Source organism: Pseudoflavonifractor capillosus, assembly GCF_016899775.1.
Classification (GTDB): domain Bacteria; phylum Bacillota; class Clostridia; order Oscillospirales; family Oscillospiraceae; genus Lawsonibacter.
This window is the reverse complement of sequence record NZ_JACJJE010000016.1, coordinates 47,263-64,444: the sequence shown is the minus strand read 5'-3', so window position 1 is coordinate 64,444 and position 17,182 is coordinate 47,263. Positions and strand designations below refer to the sequence as shown.

Sequence of the window (17,182 nt, the reverse complement as noted above, 5' to 3'; positions counted from 1 at the left end):
GAAACGCCCCGCTTACGGTTTCCTTGTAGGGGCGGGTGGGGGCACCCGCCCCTACAAGGAAACCGTAAGCGGGGCGTTTCCGAGCGGCTACATGGTGCCGCCCCTACAAGAGGTCCGAAATCTGCCCCCTCATCCGTCTGGCCTGGCGGCCAGCCACCTTCCCCCCTGGGGGAAGGTCTAGGAGGCGCAGGATTCGGACCGCCGCCGTTAGCTCGGCAAACCCAGGCGCACAAATGGAACCGCACCAGCGGAAATTTTTGCAAGGCCAGGGCCCAGTGGCCCGGGAGGAATCGCGGAGGCCATTCCCTTTTTTCGCGCCGGAAATTCTGCTGAACTTTTCAGGAGTGTGTCCCCCGTAATGGGGTCCGGGGCCGACTCCCCCTGTCAGGGGGAGATGTCGCGAAGCGACAGAGGGGGTAGGGTGGCGGTCCTATGGGCACGAAGTGCCCATCGGACGCGTCCCCGGTGGCGTTTTGGTTACTTTGCCGCCGCGGGCAAAGTAACTCGCCGCCCGCAGGCGGCGAAATCCCCCTGCTTTAATTTAAGACAATTTCTTTTGCACAAAAGCCGAGACCAGCTCCACACACGCCTGCACATCAGAAAGATCAACCATCTCCACCGGCGTATGGATATACCGGCAGGGCACAGACACGCCGCCCGTTTTGACCCCGGTACGGCTCACATGGATGGCTCCCGCGTCGGTGCCCCCGGCGCGTAAAATGTCCCGTTGGAAGGTGATGCCTCGCTCCTGAGCTGTAAAGTCTAAATCCTTCACAATATCAGGGGTGCAGATGACGGAGTGGTCCATCAGCTTGATGGCCGCTCCTCTGCCCAGCTGAACGGTGCCGCACCGCTCTGTGCCGGGGGTGTCGTCCACGTCGGTGACATCCACTGCCAGGGCGTAGTCGGGCTCGATGGCATAGGCGGCGGTTTTGGAGCCCCGCAGCCCCACCTCCTCCTGGGTGGAGAAGACGAAGTAGAGATCGTTGGGACAGTCCTCCGACAGCTTCTCCAGCACCTGGAGGAGAATGGCGCAGGAGACCCGGTTATCCAGGTAAGGGGAAATCACTTTCCCTCCGCTGGAAAACGTAGGGGTGTCGTAGACGGCGGTGTCGCCGATCTGGACCATCTCCCGGGCCTGGGCCTCATCCCTGGCTCCGATGTCCACATAACACTCGTCCAGCTTCAGCTTGGAAAAGGAGGCCTTCTCCTCCTTTACCACCACGCCCCGCACGCCGTTCTGGAAGCGGACGGGGGTGTACAAAATCTCCTGGGGGGCGACGCCTCCCAGCTTGCCCACCCGGAGGAAGCCCTCCTTTTCAATGTGGGTGACGATGAAGCCGATGGAGTCCATGTGGGCGCACAGCATCACCTTGGGGCCGGGGCCCGGCTTGTGGATGGTGAGATTGCCCATAGTGTCGGTGGAGGCCTCCCCGCCATAGGGGGCGGCCAGCTTTTGGATGGCCTCCCGGATGCCCCCCTCATTGCCGGAGGGGCCGTGGGCGGAGGCCAAGGTTTGAATCAATTCAAAAAGTTCCATGAAGAAACTGCTCCTTTGTGAGATTCAGAAAATGTGCCGAAAGTGTCAAGACATGGTGCGGCGCGTCCAGGAGGCCGCGCCCTACCGAAATCCGGCGGGAGGGGCACACCCCAGGGTGGCCTCTCTCGGCCTTCGGCCGATTCACCTTCAGCCCCTCCCCTACGGAGTTCAAAAACGTACCGTGGGTAGGGGCGGATATCATCCGCCCGCGTTCCATTCGTCACAGGAATTGGGCCGCGTGCTCCAAAAAGGCCCGAGTCAGGGTGAGCATCTGCCCAAAATCCCCGATACTCCCCACGCTGGCGGGGGCGTGGAGATAGCGCACGGCGGCGGAGATGGCCGCCACCCGCACCCCGGCCTTGGAGCGCTGGATGGTCCGGGCGTCGTTGCCCCCGGCGATATACTCCTTGGTCTGCCAGGGGATACTCCCCTCCTCCGCCAGGCGGCGCAGGGTCTCAAACAGCTTCCGATCGTAGATGGTCCCCCCGTCCATGTAGGAGATCACCGGCCCCTTCCCAGGGGCGCACACCCGCCGGGCCCCCTCGATCTCGGGAAGGTCGGCGGCGGTGGTGGTCTCCAGCACCAGGGCGATCTCCGGCGTGACCGAGAAGGCAGCTCCAAAGGCCCCCCGGGTGCCCACCTCCTCCTGGGCGGTGAAGGCGAAGGTCACGTCCAGGGGCAGGTCCTCCTTCAGCAGCTCCAGCAGAATGGCGCAGCCCACCCGGTCGTCGATGGCCTTGGACTTGAGGAAGCCGTCCCCCAGCTCCTCCGGCTCCCCCACAAAGGCGCCGTAGGTGCCCAGGGGAACCTTGGACAGGGCCTCCTCCCTGCTGGCGGCTCCGATGTCCAGATAGAGGGAGTCGGTCTTGGGGACCTTCTTCCGCTCCTCCGCCGTGAGCATGTGGATGGCCTTCATCCCCACAATTCCAGGGACTCGGTCCACTCCCAGCTCCACCGGCTTGCCCAGCACCACCCGGCGGTCCACGCCGCCCACAAAGTCAAATTTCAAAAAACCGTCCTCGGTGGCTCGGGTGACGATGAGGCCCACCTCGTCCATGTGGGCGCACAGGAGCACCTTACTCCCCGTGGCCCTCCTGCCCCGCTTGAACACGATCAGATTGCCCAGGGCGTCGGTGCGGATGGCGTCGGCATAGGGCTCCGCCTGAGTGCGGAGATAGTCCCGCACCGCATCCTCGTCCCCGGAGACGCCGTTCAGGGCGCACAGGGTCTTTAATGTCTCAATCACAGGGCCTCCGCCTCCTCTCCTAGCCCGCGCACAAAGGCGGCCAGCAGCTTTGCGGTGTTGGTCAGGTCGTCTCCGTGGACGGTCTCAATGGGGGTGTGCATATACCGCAGGGGGACGGACAGCACCGCCGTGGCGATGCCCTCCCGGATGATCTGCATGGGCCAGCCGTTGGTGCCCGAGGAGCCGGCCATCACCTCGTACTGAACGGGCAACTCCAACTCCCGGGCTCTCTGTTCCATCCGTCTGGCCATCCACTTGGTGCAGTTGGGGCCCAGGCCGATCACCGGCCCTTTTCCCAGGGGAAAGGTCTTCTCCTTGGACGCGTCTGGGGAATCCCCGTGGGTTACGTCCACCGCCACGCAGAAATCCGGAGCCAGGCCGTAGGCGGCGGTGATGGCTCCGGTACTGTGGGTCTCCTCCTGAGTGCTGCCCAGGATATACAGGTCCACGTCCAGCGCTGTGTCCTTCAACTGCTCCGCCGCATCCAGCAGGACGGCGAAGCAGGCCCGGTCGTCCAGGGCCTTGCCGCATAGGAGCTTGTCCCCCAAAGTCCGGCAGCCGGTGCGGTAGACGGCGGGGGTGCCCACGGGGATGCGGCGCTGGGCCTCCTCCTGGGAGAGTCCGGTGTCAAGATACAGGTCCTGGATGGGCAGGGCGCGGTCCATGTCCTCCCGGCTCTGGATGTGGGGGGGCAGACAGGCCACCACCCCGTAGGTGGGGGGATCGGTGAGGATGGTCAGCTCCCGGTCGGGGAGCATCCGGGGGTCCACTCCGCCCAGAGGGGCGAAGCGGAGAAAGCCGTCCTGATGGCCGGTGACGATAAAGCCGATCTCGTCCAGGTGGGCGTCCAGGAGCAGTTTCCTGGCCCCCTCTTTTCCGCAGCGGCGGACCCCCACCACGCTGCCCATCTTGTCGATCCACGCCTCGTCCACCAGGGGGCGGAGCAACTCCAGGGCCGCCTGGGCGGCGGGAGTTTCAAAGCCGCTGGGGGCGGGGATGGAGCATAATTGTTTTAATGTTTCCGGGTAGTTCAAGGAATTGGTTCCTCCTTGTTTGCGTCTGTTTTTTATCGCGGGAGAGTTTCGCCGCCTGCGGGCGGCGAGTTTCTTTTTGGACGGCCAAAAAGAAACCAAAAAGCCGCCAGGGGGCCGTTCAGATGGGCCCTTCGCGCCCATATTCACGGTCCCCTGAACCCCCGTTTTACGAGGGTCCCAATTAGACAGCCTTGGCAGTCAACGCAAAGGCGCGGGTGGCTCAGTCGATTGGTTTTCATTCTATTACCGCTGCCGCTGAGGTCTCGGTAACCTTCGGGTCATGCTTCTCCTGGTGGATAGCGCGCCTTTTGGCGTGGTGGGGCTCAAGTGCGGCTCAGAGGGACGGCGTATCCGGAGACGATTTCCGATCCCCGCAGGGGCGGCCCAGTGTGCCGCCCACGGTTCCCAGGCTACGGAAGCCTCCGTGTCGTGCGGCTGATAGCCGTCCTTTCCCCCTCCACCGGAAACCAGTAACGGCGCATGGCACGCGCCCGCCAGGATTCGCACCGAAAACGATGGCTCGGCAAACCCAGGCGCAGAAGTTGAATGGCAGCGGCAACGATTTTTTGCCAATCTAGGGCCCCAGTGGGCCCGGATTGAATTGCGGAACGTCACTCAGATTTTGCGCGCCGGAAGTATCTGGGAACTTCTCAGGAGGGTCCCCCGTGAATGGGGTCCAGGGGGGCGCGAATATGGGCGCGTGAGCGCCCATCCTGAGCGGCCCCCTGGTGCCTCTTTGGCTTCTTTCTGGGCATCCAGAAAGAAGCTCGCCGCCCGCAGGCGGCGAAACCTCCTGCAAAACAGGAGCGCTGCCCGGGCGAAAGGACCCCACCCCGCAGGGCGGAACCCTGCCAAATCAAAGCTCCTTCACCAGCTGCTTAAACACCTGCCCCCGCTCCATAAAGTTTTTGAACCGGTCAAAGGCGGCGCAGGCTGGCGAGAGGACCACGATGTCCCCCGGCTGGGCGGCGGCCTTTGCCTCTTTTACCGACCCGGCCAGATCCCCGGCCATGAAGATGTCGGGGGTGTGGGGCCCGTATCCGGGCGCCTCCTCCACCGCCTGGCGGATGGCGGGGGCGGTGTCCCCGGTGAGGACCAGGGTCTTCACCCGGTCCACGATCTCCAGGCCAAGCTGGGTAAAGGGAACTCCCTTGTCATATCCGCCGGCAATCAGAATGACCTTCTGGGGGAAGGACTCCAGGCAGGCGGTGGTGCGGGTGGGGCTGGTACCGATGGAGTCGTTGTACCAGCGCACCCCGTCCAGCTCCCGGACGAACTCGATCCGGTGCTCCACCCCCTGGAAGCGCAGGGCCACCGCCCGGACGCACTTGTCGGGGACGATGCCGTCCACGGCGGCGATGGCGGCCATATAGTTTTCAATGTTGTGGTCGCCGGGGAGCTGGATGAGATCCAGGGGAAGCACCTCCCGGCTGCCCTGCTCGTTGGTGAGCCAGATGGCCTCGTCCCGGAGGTAAACCCCCTCGTCCAACTGCCACTTCCGGCTGAACCAGGTGACGGGGCACACCGCCTCCGACGCCATGCTCCGCGCCCCTGGGTTGTCAAAGTTTAAAATCAGCCGGTCCTCAGGGCTCTGGTGGAGGAAAATATTTTTCTTGGCCTGGACATACTCCTCCATGGTGTGGTGGTAGTCCAGGTGGTTGGGGCTTATGTTGGTGACCACGGCGATATGGGGGCTCTGGTCCATGGTCATCAGCTGGAAGGAGGACAGCTCCAGCACGGCATAGTCCTCCTCCACCATGTCGGCCACGTCGGCCAGCAGGGGCCTGCCGATGTTTCCCCCCACATACACGTTCTTCCCCGCCTCTTTTAAAAACTCGGCGATGATGGTGGTGGTAGTGGTCTTTCCGTCGCTCCCGGTGACGCCGATGAGCCGCCCGGGGCAGGTCTGGAAAAACACCTCCATCTCCGAACTGAGAGCGGCCCCCCGCTGGACGGCATCCAGCAGCTCCGGGGTGTTGGGACTCAGGCCCGGGGTGCGGAAGATCAGCTCCTCCGGGAGGTCCTTCAGGTAGTCCTCCCCCAAGATCAGCTGTGCCCCCAGGCTCTCCAGCTCCTGGGCCTGCTCGGCCAGCCGCTCCCGGGGCGAGCGGTCCCGGACAGTGACTTCCACCCCGGCCCGCAGAAGCATTTTAATGAGCGGGATGTTACTTACCCCCATGCCGATGACGGTGACCCGCCGGCCGCTGAGCTCGGACAGATACTCTTTGATGGTGGACATAACGCCCCCTCCTTCCATTCCGTTCCAGTGAATTCTTACCTGGTTAATATATTACCATAGCGGCGGGAAAAATTCAATTCTTTCCACCCTCTGAAAGAAAGCCCCCTCCCCTTTCAAAAAGAACAGCCAGTTGGGTTTCCCGGATAAAAAGGAAAGTTGATTGTAGCAAATCTTTTTCAGACTTGCTGCTTTCGCCGGCCGCCGATGGACGGCTGATACATCATTCGGTTTGAGCCGCTGATCCATCAGCACCATGAAGTTTATATGCCATTCGTACTTTATTGCAGTATTCGTGGAAGATCCGATCGGCCTCGCCGTCCGTATCCATCCCGTCCATATGCGACTCCAAATATTCTCTTACGATTTTGGGAAGGGTAGGCAGCCAAGTTCTGCCCATTTCTGAAAGGATCAATTCCATCCGTTTTTTCCCCGAGGCCCCATGTACACCGGATATAAATGGAAAATATGTGTCGGATATATCGTAGTTGCGGATCGGTTCTCCAAACAGTTTCCCACACGACTCGTAAAGCTGTATAAAATCATCCAGTGAACGCATCGCGTCCATCTCGGGCAGCAGGCCGTTTACGATACTACTTTTTAACGCTTCAAATTTGGGGAGAAACTGGCGCTGGTAATCTTTTTCTTTCAGCGCATCGTCCTCTGAATACCAGTGTTTGAGATAACACCAGCGAAACCCTCTATAGGATTCCTCTTTTCCGCCGCCCTGCCCATCAGAGCCAAAGTTCCAGACGCGCCGCGCATCAAATACTGGGCGATAGCTTACCCAGGGGCGCAGCTTACTGACCTCGACCTTGAAATAAAATTCTTGCAGCAGGCCGCCGCGCTCTCTGATATATGCGGTCGGACCGCACAAGACAAATCCATGTTTGTACAGGATAGGTCGCAGTTCTTTGCGGATCAATTCCCGCTGCGCTTTCTTGAAATCAAATTTCCTGGCTTCCGTTTTGTTTTGTTCCATCCGCTCTGTCCTCTCCAAGTTCCAATTTCGATCTGCTGTTTCGTCTTCTGACCTAAGTATAGCAGACTTTTCCGCCTCAAACAATCAATGTCCTACCCACTGCATCGATTCTGATTTATGGCTTTTATTTGACAACCGACCGGTTTTCCGGTATGATAGAGGGCGCAAGCGGGCTGGACAGCCGCGCAGGCGGGGCGAAAGGCCCGTCTGTGAGGAAAGTCCGGGCTCCACAGGGCAGGGATAACGGGTAACACCCGCCGGGGGCGACCCTAGGAAAAGTGCAACAGAAATAGACTACCGCCCCGCCATGGGGCGGCAAAGGTGGAAAGGTGAGGTAAGAGCTCACCCGATGGCGTGTGAAAGCGCCCATCGCTGTAAACTCTATCCGGAGCAACGCCGTGGAGGGACGCATAGGCCGGCCCGGCCGTCCCGGGGAGGCGGCTTGAGCGCGTTGGCAACAGCGCGTCGAGATAGATGGCTGTCTTAAAAGACAGAACCCGGCTTACAGGCCCGCTTGTACCAGAGGGGATACGCGTTTCGGCGCGTATCCCCTCAATCTGTTAAAAAATCTCTGCGGAGCAGAATCCGCCTGAACTCAGCCGGGGGCCGCCGCGCCTCGGTGCGGCGTAAAAGCAGCGGTATTTTTTGACGGATGCGCCGCCCTCCTCCTTCATTTTTTCCCGCAGGGAACAATGCCTTCTGGGACAGGCATGGGAACTGCGGGCGGACGCTCCCCCGGAGGGCGGCGCTCTTCGGGGCGCTCCGTACGGGGCTGAAAAAGGGGAATAAATCCCCCCCTTTTTTCAGAAAATGCAGGAAATATTCCCATAAAAGCAGAAGAAAAATTTTCTTGACACGGTGTTTGACGCCGTGGTATACTGACCGCGGACCCGGTAGGTAAGGCTACCACAGGGATATGGGCCGCTGCCGCAAAAGGATGGAGACATCCTGCGCTGGTTTGAACAGGGCCTGTCGAATGCAAGGCAGGCTCTAATGTGGCTTCACCGCCCTGTGATGCTAAAGCTCGGACGGCGGCCCATGTGTTTTGAGAGAACAAAGACACGCGAGACTGCCGCCGCAGCTTCGCGTGTCTCTTTTTTTCCGGGCCCTTCCAAATCAAAACAAAGTGAGGTGAGTTCCATGGACAGCGGCAGCCGAGGTCCCGGAAGACGAATATGGCCCCACACCCTCCGCGTCCATGGAGCGGGACGCGGAAGGCGCGCCGGAGGGTCCGCCTGAAGCGGCGGAAGGCGGCAGCTCCCCCCTCTTTTCCGGCCTGCCCGGGTTTCACAGCCCTGCTCGAATCGACCGGACCTCCCTGTCTTTGACCGCCGGCTCTGCCGGACTTCGACGACAAGGAGGAAATTCCCATGATGAAGAACAACATTCTGTACACTGCGCCTGCCGCCCAGGATACGGTGGCGGCCGTCATGTCCCGTCAGCCCCTGGTCCTCTCCCCCCGGATGACCGCCCGGGAGGCCCTGGCCCGTCTGCGCCAGGTGGGCATCCCCCAGGACTTTTTGACCAACTGCTATGTGGTGGACGAGGAGGGGCTCCTGCTGGGCCTGCTCACCGTCCGCACCCTGCTGACTCTGCCGGAGAGGGCCCGGCTGGACCAGGCCGCGGGGGCGCCGAAGGCCGTCCTGGCTCCCCAGGAGGACCAGGAGCGGGCCGCCGCCCTTCTGGATCAGCTGGAGGTGTCCGAGCTGCCCGTGGCCGATGGGTCGGGGCGTCTGGTGGGCACCTTCACCGCCGAGGACGCCCTGGGCGTTCTCAAGGAGGAGGCCACCGAGGATATGGAGCGCATGGCCGCCATCCAGCCCTCGGAGCGTCCCTATCTCCTCACCCGGGTCCTGGACCTGTACCGGCACCGGGTGGTGTGGCTCCTGCTGCTGATGATCTCCGCCTCCTTCACCGGAGCTATCATCACCTATTTTGAGGACGCCCTGGCCGCCCAGGTTGCCCTCACCGCCTTCATTCCCATGCTCATGGACACCGGAGGCAACTGCGGCAGCCAGTCCTCGGTCACCGTCATCCGAAGCCTCTCTCTGGGGGAGCTTCGGTTTGGCGACTGGTGGAGAGCCTCCTGGAAGGAGCTCCAGGTGGGGGTGCTGTGCGGCGTGACCCTGGCTCTGGTCAACCTGGCCCGGCTGACCCTCTTCAGCCAGGTTGGAACCGCCGTCGCCCTGGTGGTCAGCCTGACCCTCATTGTCACGGTAGTCTCCTCCAAGCTGCTGGGCTGCCTGCTGCCCATCGCCGCCAGCCGGCTGGGGATGGACCCCGCCGTCATGGCCAGCCCCCTGATCACCACCATCGCCGACGCCGTCTCCCTGCTGGTCTACTTCCGCATCGCGGTCCTGCTGCTGGCCATCTGAACCCCATTCAGCTCCGCCCGCGGATGTAAGCACTTCATCCTCTGTCCACGATTTCTTTACCACTTTTTCAGACTGCCTTCAGGTCCGTCTGATAGGATAGTGCCATTCTCATCAGAGAGGAGTTTTGCTATGCATACCGTCAAGCAGCGCGCACTATCGCTGTCCGCCGCCGCGGCCCTGGCGCTCACCCTGGCCGCCTGCGGCTCAAATACAGCCCAGACCGGCAGTGAGAGCTCCGGCGGAGAGGAGCAGGACCTGGTCCTGTCCCAGGATCAGGTCACCCTGGACGGCCAGGTTCTTTCGGAGGGAGAGGACGGCGCGGTCACCCTCAGCCATGACATCGTCTACTACCAGGAGGGCCAGGGCTCCGACTACGGGGAGGGCACTGCCGAGGAGGAGCACTCCGCCGACGAGGCGGACGCCCATCTGGTGGGCACCATCCGGGAGGCGGGCACCTACCGGGTGTCCGGGGAGCTGACCCAGGGCCAGCTGGCGGTGGACCTGGGGGAGGACGCCCAGGACGACCCCTCCGCCGTGGTCACGGTGATCCTGGACGGCGTAGACGTCACCTACACGGTGGCCCCCGCCTTTATGGTCTACAACGTCTATGAGTGCGGCAGCACGGACGAGGAGACCGCCGCCCCCACGGTGGACACCGTGGCGGCGGGCATCAACGTGGTCCTGGCCGACGGGTCGGAGAACACCTTCACCGGCTCCCATGTGGCCCGCATCTATGAGGAGGGCACCACCGACAAGCTCCACAAGTACGACGGGGCCTTCTACTCCAAGATGTCCATGAACATCGGCGGCGAGAGCGAGGGCACCGGGGTCCTCAACATCGACGGGGACAACGAGGGCCTGGACAGCGAGCTCCACCTGACCATCAACGGGGGCGTCATCAACATCCGCGCCCAGAACGACGGCATCAACACCAACGAGGACGGGGTATCCGTCACCACCATCAACGGCGGCACCCTCCAGATCAACGCCGGCCTGGGGGCCGAGGGGGACGGCATCGACTCCAACGGCCATCTGGTCATCAACGGCGGCAACGTCTACTCCACGGCCAACGAGCGCAGCGGCGACGGCGGCCTGGACGCCGACGGGGACATCCTCCTCAACGGCGGCTATGTGGTGGCCCTGGGCACCCGGAACGACGCGGTGTCGGAGGACTCCCAGCAGGAGTTTATGGAGCTCTCCTTCGCCTCCACCCTGCCCGCCGGCAGTGAGATCGTCCTGGCCGACGCCGACGGGAACGGTCTGCTCACCTTCACCACGGAGAAGGCCGCCCAGTCCCTCACCTTCTCCTCCGCCGACCTGAAGCAGGATGTGGACTACACCCTCACCGTGGATGGCGTGACCCAGGAGTACACCGGCCACCAGTCCGGCGGCTTCGGCGGCGCGCCCGGCGGAATGGGCGGCGGCCCCGGCGGAAATATGATGGAAATTCCCGACGGCCTGGAGAGCTGGCTCTCCAGCGCCCAGGATGTGCCCGACGACATCCGCACCTGGCTGGAGGGGCTGCTGGAGATGCAGAACAGCCAGCCCGACCGCCCTGACGGCGGCACAGGTGAGGCCGCAACACCTCCGGAGGGACAGGAGGAACCGCCCCAGGATAATGGCCAATCCGGCCGCGGAGACCCCGGAGCCGGCGGAACGGAGGCCGCTTCCGGCGAGGCCTCCACCCTCTTCACCCTCTCCGACGGGGTCCACAGCTTCTCCGGAATCACCGACAGCGCCCAGGACGGCACGAAAACATCGGTGTCCTTCACCGCCGACCTGTCTGTGGGTGAGGACGGGGCGGTCTCCCTCTCCAACATCCAGGCCAGCCAGGAGGTGGACAGCAGCCACGTGCAGCTGACCATCACCGACGTGCCCTCGGAGAACTACGCCGCCTCTTGCCTCCTCTCCGACGGGGATGAGGCTATCGCGGCCATCCTGCCCACCGATCCGGGCACCTATCAGCTGACCATCGCCATGTCCGGGGATGACAGCTATACGGGGGGCAGTCAGTTCACCTTCACCATTCCAGAATAATCAGGATACAACGTGGGCGCGCCGTCAGGCGCGCCCATGATTTTTCAGGGGCTCTGCGCCGAGAGGGCCTCGTCCTCCCTCCGGCTCTCCTCCAAAACCCGGCAGGCCAGCTCCACGTCCTGGCGGTAGCGCTCCAGGGACTGGGCGCTGTCCTGGGCGGGCGAGGCCGGCCGGGCGGCGAGGGGCGCTCTCCCCTGCTGCTCCCGGCGGCGGGTGCGCAGCTCCTGCTGGGCGAGCCACTTCTGGGTGTCCCGCAGCACCCCGGCCGCCAGAAAGCGGCAGGCCACCGAGGCCTGCTGGGACAGCTGGGGGTACAGGTCCAGGACCTCCTCGATGCCCACGGAGGTGTCCTGCCACACCCGGTCCGCGTAGGAGCACAGGGCGGACAGCAGCCACCCGCGCTGGTCCGGCGGCAGGCTCTCCACCGCCAGAATATTGTCAAAATAAAAAACGAACCCTCGTTTTCGATTGCTCAAAGCTTTCGCCTCCTTCTACCCTCCGGGAAAAGGGGGCGTTTTGTGGCACATTCCCGTACAACTAGGGCTCCGTTATAGTAACAGTAACAGTCACAGTAACAGTTACAGTTACAGTTACAGTTACATGTTAATGTCAGTGTTATTGTCATTGTCACTGTTATAGTAACAGTGCCGCGCCCTGGGCGGCTGAGAGAGCGGAAAAAGAGGAATTTTTCTGCGTCCGCTTCCGCCCCAGACCCCAGACCGGAACAGCCCGGCCAAATTTCCATGAAAAACCCGCTTTCTCCATTTGACAACCCTCCCGCATAGACTATAATATAGAGTGAGGAAAGACCCGACCGCCTGCTTCGGTTCTGGGAAAGGAGGCCATGGAAATGAACCTGGAATTGAGTCAAAAGCAATTTCGCCGTCTGCTTGACCTGGTGTACATCGGAAACTGGATCTTGAATTCCACCCGGGGCGATCAGCGCTTTACGGATTATGATGAGGTGGAGAGCCTGCTGTTCGGGAAGGCCGCGCTGGAGGGCATGCCCTCCCTGGCGGAGCTGTATCAGGGGGAGATCGTCCCCTCCCGCGCCTTTGTGGAGGGCGGAATCCACGAGGCCATTATGGAATATGAGAACAATGTGTTCTTTGACATCCTGGCGGAGGATCTGGCCCGCCGGGATATGGACGACGCTCCCATCGACGAGAGCAACTACGACGAACTGACCAGCCGCATCGACGCCTACATCGCCGAATTTGAGCAGCACGGCACCGACAATATCCTGGTGGATCTGGATACGCCGTAAGCAAGAGAAAAACAGCCGCCTTTGGGCGGCTGTTTTTTTGCATCAAACACTGACAAGTAAATTTACTTGCTGGATATTGTCTCAAAGAGCTTTTTCAGCGACTGGGAGAAGGGCGGGCGGCAGATGCCGTACTCGGTGACGATGCCGGAGATCAGGGTGTGGTCGGTGACGTCGAAGGCGGGGTTATAGCACTTCACCCCCGCCGGAGCCATGGGCTCCCGGTACCACAGGGAGCGGATCTCCTCCCCGTCGCGCTCCTCGATTGGGATGTGGTCCCCGTCGGGGCAGGTCCAGTCGATGGTGGAGGTGGGGCCCAGCACATAGAAGGGGACGCCGTAGTGCTTGGCCAGAATGGCCACTCCGCTGGTGCCGATCTTGTTGGCCGCGTCCCCGTTGGCGGCCACCCGGTCACAGCCCACAAAACAGGCCTGAATAGAGCCGTTTTTCATCACCATGGAGGCCATGTTGTCACAGATGAGGGTCACATCCACCCCCGCCTGCTGCAGCTCCCAGGCGGTGAGGCGGGCCCCCTGGAGGAGGGGCCGGGTCTCGTCGGCAAACACGTTCAGGGGGATTCCCCGCTCGTGTCCCAGAAGGATGGGACCCAGAGCGGTGCCGTATTTCGAGGTGGCAAGGGGGCCCGCATTACAGTGGGTCAGCACCCCGTCTCCCGGCTTCAGGAGGGACAGGCCGTGCTCGGCGATTTTTTGGCACATTTCCTCGTCCTCCAGGCGGATGGCCCGGGCCTCCTCCCCCAGGGCGGAGACGATGTCCTCCACCGGCGCACCGGACATCCGGACGGCCAGATGGGTGAGCCGTCCCACCGCCCAAGCCAGGTTTACAGCTGTGGGCCGGGAGCTGACAAGCACTTTCCCTTGTCGGCCCAGTTCATCCAAAAAGGCGGGACCGGATAACCCCTGCTCCATGAGCTGCCGGGCCAGCACGTACAGGCAGTACCCGGCGAAGATGCCGATGGCGGGGGCGCCCCGCACCCGCAGGGACTGGATGGCCTCCACCATGTCCGGGAGCCGGGCCGCTGTGCGGTACTCCATCCGGTTGGGGAGCTGGCTCTGGTCCAGCAGGACCACGCCCCTGTCCCCCTCCTCCAGGCGGACGTTGAGGATCTCCTGTTCTGCCATGTCAGCCCTCCTTCCCGGGCTCCCGGCGGCCGGCCAGCCGCTCATACCGGCCGGACAGGGCCAGCAGCCCCTGAGTCTGTTCCTGAGTGAGCGCCTCGCCCCCGCCCAGCAGCTGGACCCAGGCGTAAATTTTGGCGGTCTGCTCCACCGTCTCCATGCGGTCGAAGGCCTCCCACAGGTCCCGGCCCCAGGCCAGGGCCCCGTGGTTGGCCAGGAGCACCGCGCTGTGATGGGCAACAAAGGGGCGGATGCTCTCGGGCACCTCTTGTGTGGAGGGCATGGCGAAGGGGGCCACAGGCACCTCCCCCAGGCCGCTCACCGTCTCGGTGAGATAGGGCTCCTTCAATGGCGTGCACCGGATGGCGAAGGCGGTGGCCATGGGGGGATGGGCGTGGACCACCGCCCCGGCGTCGGGCCGCTCTTTGTAGACCAGCAGGTGCATGGCCGTCTCGGAGGACGGGTAGCGCTCCCCGGAGTGCACCCGGCCCTCCAGATCGCACACCACCAGCATGTCCGGCTCCAGGCGGCCCTTGCTCACCCCGGAGGGGGTGATGAGGATGCGGTCCTCCCCCAGGCGGAGGGACAGGTTGCCGTCGTGGCCCACCACATAGCCCCGCTGATAGAGGAGCTGTGCCGCACGGCACAGCTCCTCCCGCAGTACAAGTTCTGTATGGCCCATATCCTTTACACGAAGATCTCACTGGGGGCCCGGCGGCCGGCGTACTGGTCCTCCAGCTCGTGCTGGTGGTACAGGTAGCCCTCGTGGTCGAAATACTTGGCTCCCGTGGGGCACTTCTTCACGCAGGCGCAGCACTTGATGCACTTGCCCGCCACGTTGGACACGTCGGCGGGGTCGATGGAGCCCATGGGGCACAGCCGGGCGCACAGCCCGCACTTCACGCACTTGTCCGGATCGGTCACCGGCTTGGCCTTCAGGAAGTCCTTGATGGGCTCCCCGTGGCGGTCCCGGGGGGTGTAGTAGGGGCGGATGGGGTCACAGCCGGTGACGGAGACCGCCTGGGCGGGAAGCTCTGTTAAGGCTTTCACCTTTTCGGCCGTTTTCTCCCCCAGCTGGGCCACCAGGGCCATGTCATCCCCGTCGGGACGGCCCGCGCCCAGGACCTTGGAGAAGGAGTGCTCCCCCACGAAGGCCCCGGCGGCCACGGGCATGAAGCCGTTATCCCGCATCAGGTTGCGCAGCTCGATGAGGCCGTCGTCGTAGTTCCGGTTGCCGTACAGCACCACGGGCACCCCCAGGGTGCCGTTCCCCTTGATGTGGTCCCGCACATAGGGCATCAGCAGGTTGGGCACCCGCCCGGCGTACACCGGAGTGCCCAGCACCACCAGGTCCTCCGGCCCGAAGGACAGGTCCTTCTCCCGGGCCTGGGGCAGGTTGAAGCAGTAAGTATCGTACCCGGCTCCCAGCCGCTCCGCTAAATCCTTGGCCAGGGTGGTGGCCACCTTCTCGGTGGTGCCGGTGCCGCTGAAATAGACGGCCCAGACCGTTTTGATGTTCATAAAAACTTCCTCCTCACATATATCTCGTCCGCCTGCGGCGGGGTGCGCTCACTCCGGAATGGTACAGGAAATCAGCTTGGTGTCCGCCACGTACTCCGGCTTGAAGGCGGCCATCTGCTTCATGTGCGGGGTCTCCAGGTGGGCCTTCTGGGCCGGAGCGCCGGTCCACTTCTCAATGAGCAGCAGGGTGCCGTCCTCCTCCTCGGGCAGGTAGTAGGAGTAGCCCAGACAGCCATCCTCCCCCCGGATGGCGTCCAGAATGCCGCTCTCCCGGATTTTGCGGACAAAGGCCTCCCGCTGTCCCGGGCGCATGGTGTAGGTCACCTGTATCAAAAGCATAAGAAAACCCTCTTTCGTCAATTTTCCCCCCGGGTCCTCCGGAAGGTGAGATACCCCTCTAAGATCAGGGAGGCGGCCACCGCATCCACCGTCTTTTTCCGCTTTTTGGCGTTCTTCCCCGCGTCAAAGAGGATGCGGTGGGCATCGATGGTGGTGCGCCGCTCGTCCCACAGCACGGGCTTGAGGCCGGTGGCCTCCTCCACCTGCCGGGCGAAGTCCCGGTAGAGCTGGGCCCGGGGGCCCTCCGTCCCGTCCATGTTCCGGGGGAAGCCCATCACCAGCTCGTCCACCTGGTACTGCTCTACCAGCTTATGCAGCTCCTCCAGGACCGCCTGGTCCTTCCGGCTGTGGATGGTGGTGGTGGTCCCCGCCAGCAGGCCGGTGGGGTCGGAGATGGCCACCCCCGTGTGGGCGTCTCCGTAGTCAATTGCCATGATGCGCATGGCCTCTCTCCTCTCTTGGTTTGGTCAAAATGTCTCTTACCACTATACCGTAAAATGGGGGAAATTACAAGGGAGGGACAACTTTTTTGAGGGGGAGTTTCGCCGCCCCGTCCTATTTTAGCCTTCCCCCTTGGGGCCGACTCCCCTTGTCAAGGGGAGATGTCGCGAAGCGACAGAGGGGATAGGGAAAGGTGGCTGGCCGCTAGGCCAGACGGATGAGGGGGCAATGATAGAGTTCCTGCGTCTGTCGTGGGGATATTTCGCCGCCCCGGCGGCGAGCTTCTTTCTGGACGCCCAGAAAGAAGCCAATGGCCCAGGCCACCTTCTCTTGGCCCTGCGGGCCAATTCACCTTGAGAAGCGCCACGGGGTGGGCGCAATCGGCAGAAACGGCTGCGCCGCCCCTGCGAAGGGAATCGAAACCTGATTCTGCATCCGACACGGGCGACCGCGAGGGTCGCCCCTACCCCCACTTGCCTGAAACCTGTCGGGCGGGTGAGGACACCCGCCCCTACGGCAAATAAAGAGGCGGGTACGTTTTTTGCGTAGGGACCGGACACTGGCCGGGCCGCCGTATCTTAGAACGGCGGGAGGGGCACACCTCAGGGTGATTTCTCTCGACCTTCGGCCGATTCACCTTCAGCCCCTCACCTACGGATTTCAAGGACACCTTCCGAGTTTGGGTAGGGGAGCCCCTTGGGGCTCCCGCCGGGAGACGTGCAAGCTAAGAAGTCACCCTCATCCGTCACGACCTTCGGTCGTGCCCCCCTACCCCTTTTGTCCCTTCGGGACATTTCCCCCTGATAGTGGGAATCGTCCTTCCCCCTTGAAGGGGGAAGGCTCGGGCGGGCGGCCCCTACGGCGGATACAGAAAGCTGTTCCTTCTGTCGTAGGGGCCGGACACTGGCCGGCCCGCGGGAGGGGCACACCCCAGGGTGGCTTCTCTCGGCCTTCGGCCGATTCACCTTCAGCCCCTCCCCTACCGTTCTCCAGGAAGTCCATTCTCTATGGGTAGAGGAGGCCCTTGG

At 62.9% G+C, this 17,182-nt stretch carries 14 protein-coding genes, 1 other RNA gene and 1 riboswitch; of the genes, 4 read left to right on the top strand and 11 right to left on the bottom strand.

Annotated features, from left to right (window positions below; translation table 11 throughout):
• Positions 1-541: 541 nt before the first annotated feature.
• The 5 genes from H6B31_RS07090 to H6B31_RS07070 form a co-directional block, all read right to left on the bottom strand.
• Positions 542-1,540 carry a M42 family metallopeptidase gene (locus tag H6B31_RS07090; protein ID WP_204897916.1) on the bottom strand — a complete coding sequence of 333 codons (999 nt, stop codon included), beginning with the start codon at positions 1,538-1,540 and terminating at the stop codon, positions 542-544.
• Between the two features lie 220 nt (positions 1,541-1,760).
• Complete coding sequence (locus H6B31_RS07085; RefSeq protein WP_204897915.1) at positions 1,761-2,786, bottom strand: M42 family metallopeptidase; 1,026 nt, start codon at positions 2,784-2,786, stop codon at positions 1,761-1,763.
• A complete protein-coding gene (locus H6B31_RS07080; RefSeq protein ID WP_243418897.1) occupies positions 2,783-3,820 on the bottom strand; it encodes a zinc-binding metallopeptidase family protein in 1,038 nt (345 codons plus the stop codon). Before H6B31_RS07080 ends, H6B31_RS07085 begins: the two co-directional genes overlap by 4 nt.
• 856 nt (positions 3,821-4,676) lie before the next feature.
• Positions 4,677-6,059 (bottom strand): UDP-N-acetylmuramoyl-L-alanine--D-glutamate ligase, encoded by a 1,383-nt coding sequence (gene murD, locus H6B31_RS07075; protein WP_204897913.1) that lies wholly within the window; start codon positions 6,057-6,059, stop codon positions 4,677-4,679.
• Between the two features lie 220 nt (positions 6,060-6,279).
• Entirely contained in the window at positions 6,280-7,038 is a 759-nt protein-coding gene (locus tag H6B31_RS07070; RefSeq protein WP_204897912.1) for a hypothetical protein, read from the bottom strand.
• Between the two features lie 165 nt (positions 7,039-7,203).
• Between H6B31_RS07070 and rnpB the strand changes: the two genes are divergently transcribed.
• The 3 genes from rnpB (at position 7,204) to H6B31_RS07055 (ending at position 11,450) form a co-directional block, all read left to right on the top strand.
• Positions 7,204-7,559, top strand: an RNA gene (gene rnpB, locus H6B31_RS07065) — RNase P RNA component class A.
• Positions 7,560-7,920: 361 nt separating this feature from the next.
• Positions 7,921-8,080: riboswitch (M-box (ykoK) riboswitch) on the top strand.
• Between the two features lie 328 nt (positions 8,081-8,408).
• Positions 8,409-9,413 carry a magnesium transporter gene (mgtE, locus tag H6B31_RS07060; RefSeq protein ID WP_204897911.1) on the top strand — a complete coding sequence of 335 codons (1,005 nt, stop codon included), beginning with the start codon at positions 8,409-8,411 and terminating at the stop codon, positions 9,411-9,413.
• Positions 9,414-9,542: 129 nt separating this feature from the next.
• On the top strand, positions 9,543-11,450 hold the full coding sequence (locus tag H6B31_RS07055; RefSeq protein ID WP_204897910.1) for a carbohydrate-binding domain-containing protein: 1,908 nt from the start codon (positions 9,543-9,545) through the stop codon (positions 11,448-11,450).
• A 44-nt stretch (positions 11,451-11,494) separates the two neighbouring features.
• Here H6B31_RS07055 and H6B31_RS07050 read toward each other — a convergent pair whose 3' ends face one another.
• Positions 11,495-11,926, bottom strand: coding sequence for a DUF6291 domain-containing protein (locus tag H6B31_RS07050; RefSeq protein WP_204897909.1), 432 nt, complete (start codon positions 11,924-11,926; stop codon positions 11,495-11,497).
• 374 nt (positions 11,927-12,300) lie between these two features.
• On the opposite strand from H6B31_RS07050, the gene H6B31_RS07045 reads away from it, so the two are divergent.
• Positions 12,301-12,717 carry a hypothetical protein gene (locus H6B31_RS07045; RefSeq protein ID WP_191345519.1) on the top strand — a complete coding sequence of 139 codons (417 nt, stop codon included), beginning with the start codon at positions 12,301-12,303 and terminating at the stop codon, positions 12,715-12,717.
• A 62-nt stretch (positions 12,718-12,779) separates the two neighbouring features.
• Here H6B31_RS07045 and mtnA read toward each other — a convergent pair whose 3' ends face one another.
• From mtnA to ruvX, 5 genes are read right to left on the bottom strand one after another with little or no spacing between them, the layout of a single operon-like run.
• Complete coding sequence (mtnA, locus tag H6B31_RS07040) at positions 12,780-13,856, bottom strand: S-methyl-5-thioribose-1-phosphate isomerase (protein WP_204897908.1); 1,077 nt, start codon at positions 13,854-13,856, stop codon at positions 12,780-12,782.
• 1 nt (position 13,857) lies between these two features.
• Positions 13,858-14,535, bottom strand: coding sequence for a class II aldolase/adducin family protein (locus H6B31_RS07035; RefSeq protein WP_204897907.1), 678 nt, complete (start codon positions 14,533-14,535; stop codon positions 13,858-13,860).
• Between the two features lie 5 nt (positions 14,536-14,540).
• A complete protein-coding gene (locus H6B31_RS07030) occupies positions 14,541-15,374 on the bottom strand; it encodes a 4Fe-4S binding protein (RefSeq protein ID WP_204897906.1) in 834 nt (277 codons plus the stop codon).
• Between the two features lie 48 nt (positions 15,375-15,422).
• Positions 15,423-15,713, bottom strand: a complete 291-nt coding sequence (locus H6B31_RS07025) for a putative quinol monooxygenase (protein ID WP_204897905.1) — start codon at positions 15,711-15,713, stop codon at positions 15,423-15,425.
• 17 nt (positions 15,714-15,730) lie between these two features.
• Entirely contained in the window at positions 15,731-16,156 is a 426-nt protein-coding gene (gene ruvX, locus H6B31_RS07020; protein WP_204897904.1) for a Holliday junction resolvase RuvX, read from the bottom strand.
• Between the last annotated feature and the right edge of the window lie 1,026 nt (positions 16,157-17,182).

Bases quoted from the DNA above. Each gene is read 5' to 3' on its own strand.
- H6B31_RS07090 (WP_204897916.1), bottom strand. From the start codon at position 1,540: ATGGAACTTTTTGAATTGATTCAAACCTTGGCCTCCGCCCACGGCCCC.
- murD (WP_204897913.1), bottom strand. From the start codon at position 6,059: ATGTCCACCATCAAAGAGTATCTGTCCGAGCTCAGCGGCCGGCGGGTC.
- H6B31_RS07070 (WP_204897912.1), bottom strand. From the start codon at position 7,038: ATGGAACAAAACAAAACGGAAGCCAGGAAATTTGATTTCAAGAAAGCG.
- mgtE (WP_204897911.1), top strand. From the start codon at position 8,409: ATGATGAAGAACAACATTCTGTACACTGCGCCTGCCGCCCAGGATACG.
- H6B31_RS07055 (WP_204897910.1), top strand. From the start codon at position 9,543: ATGCATACCGTCAAGCAGCGCGCACTATCGCTGTCCGCCGCCGCGGCC.
- H6B31_RS07045 (WP_191345519.1), top strand. From the start codon at position 12,301: ATGAACCTGGAATTGAGTCAAAAGCAATTTCGCCGTCTGCTTGACCTG.
- mtnA (WP_204897908.1), bottom strand. From the start codon at position 13,856: ATGGCAGAACAGGAGATCCTCAACGTCCGCCTGGAGGAGGGGGACAGG.
- H6B31_RS07035 (WP_204897907.1), bottom strand. From the start codon at position 14,535: ATGGGCCATACAGAACTTGTACTGCGGGAGGAGCTGTGCCGTGCGGCA.
- H6B31_RS07030 (WP_204897906.1), bottom strand. From the start codon at position 15,374: ATGAACATCAAAACGGTCTGGGCCGTCTATTTCAGCGGCACCGGCACC.
- H6B31_RS07025 (WP_204897905.1), bottom strand. From the start codon at position 15,713: ATGCTTTTGATACAGGTGACCTACACCATGCGCCCGGGACAGCGGGAG.
- ruvX (WP_204897904.1), bottom strand. From the start codon at position 16,156: ATGCGCATCATGGCAATTGACTACGGAGACGCCCACACGGGGGTGGCC.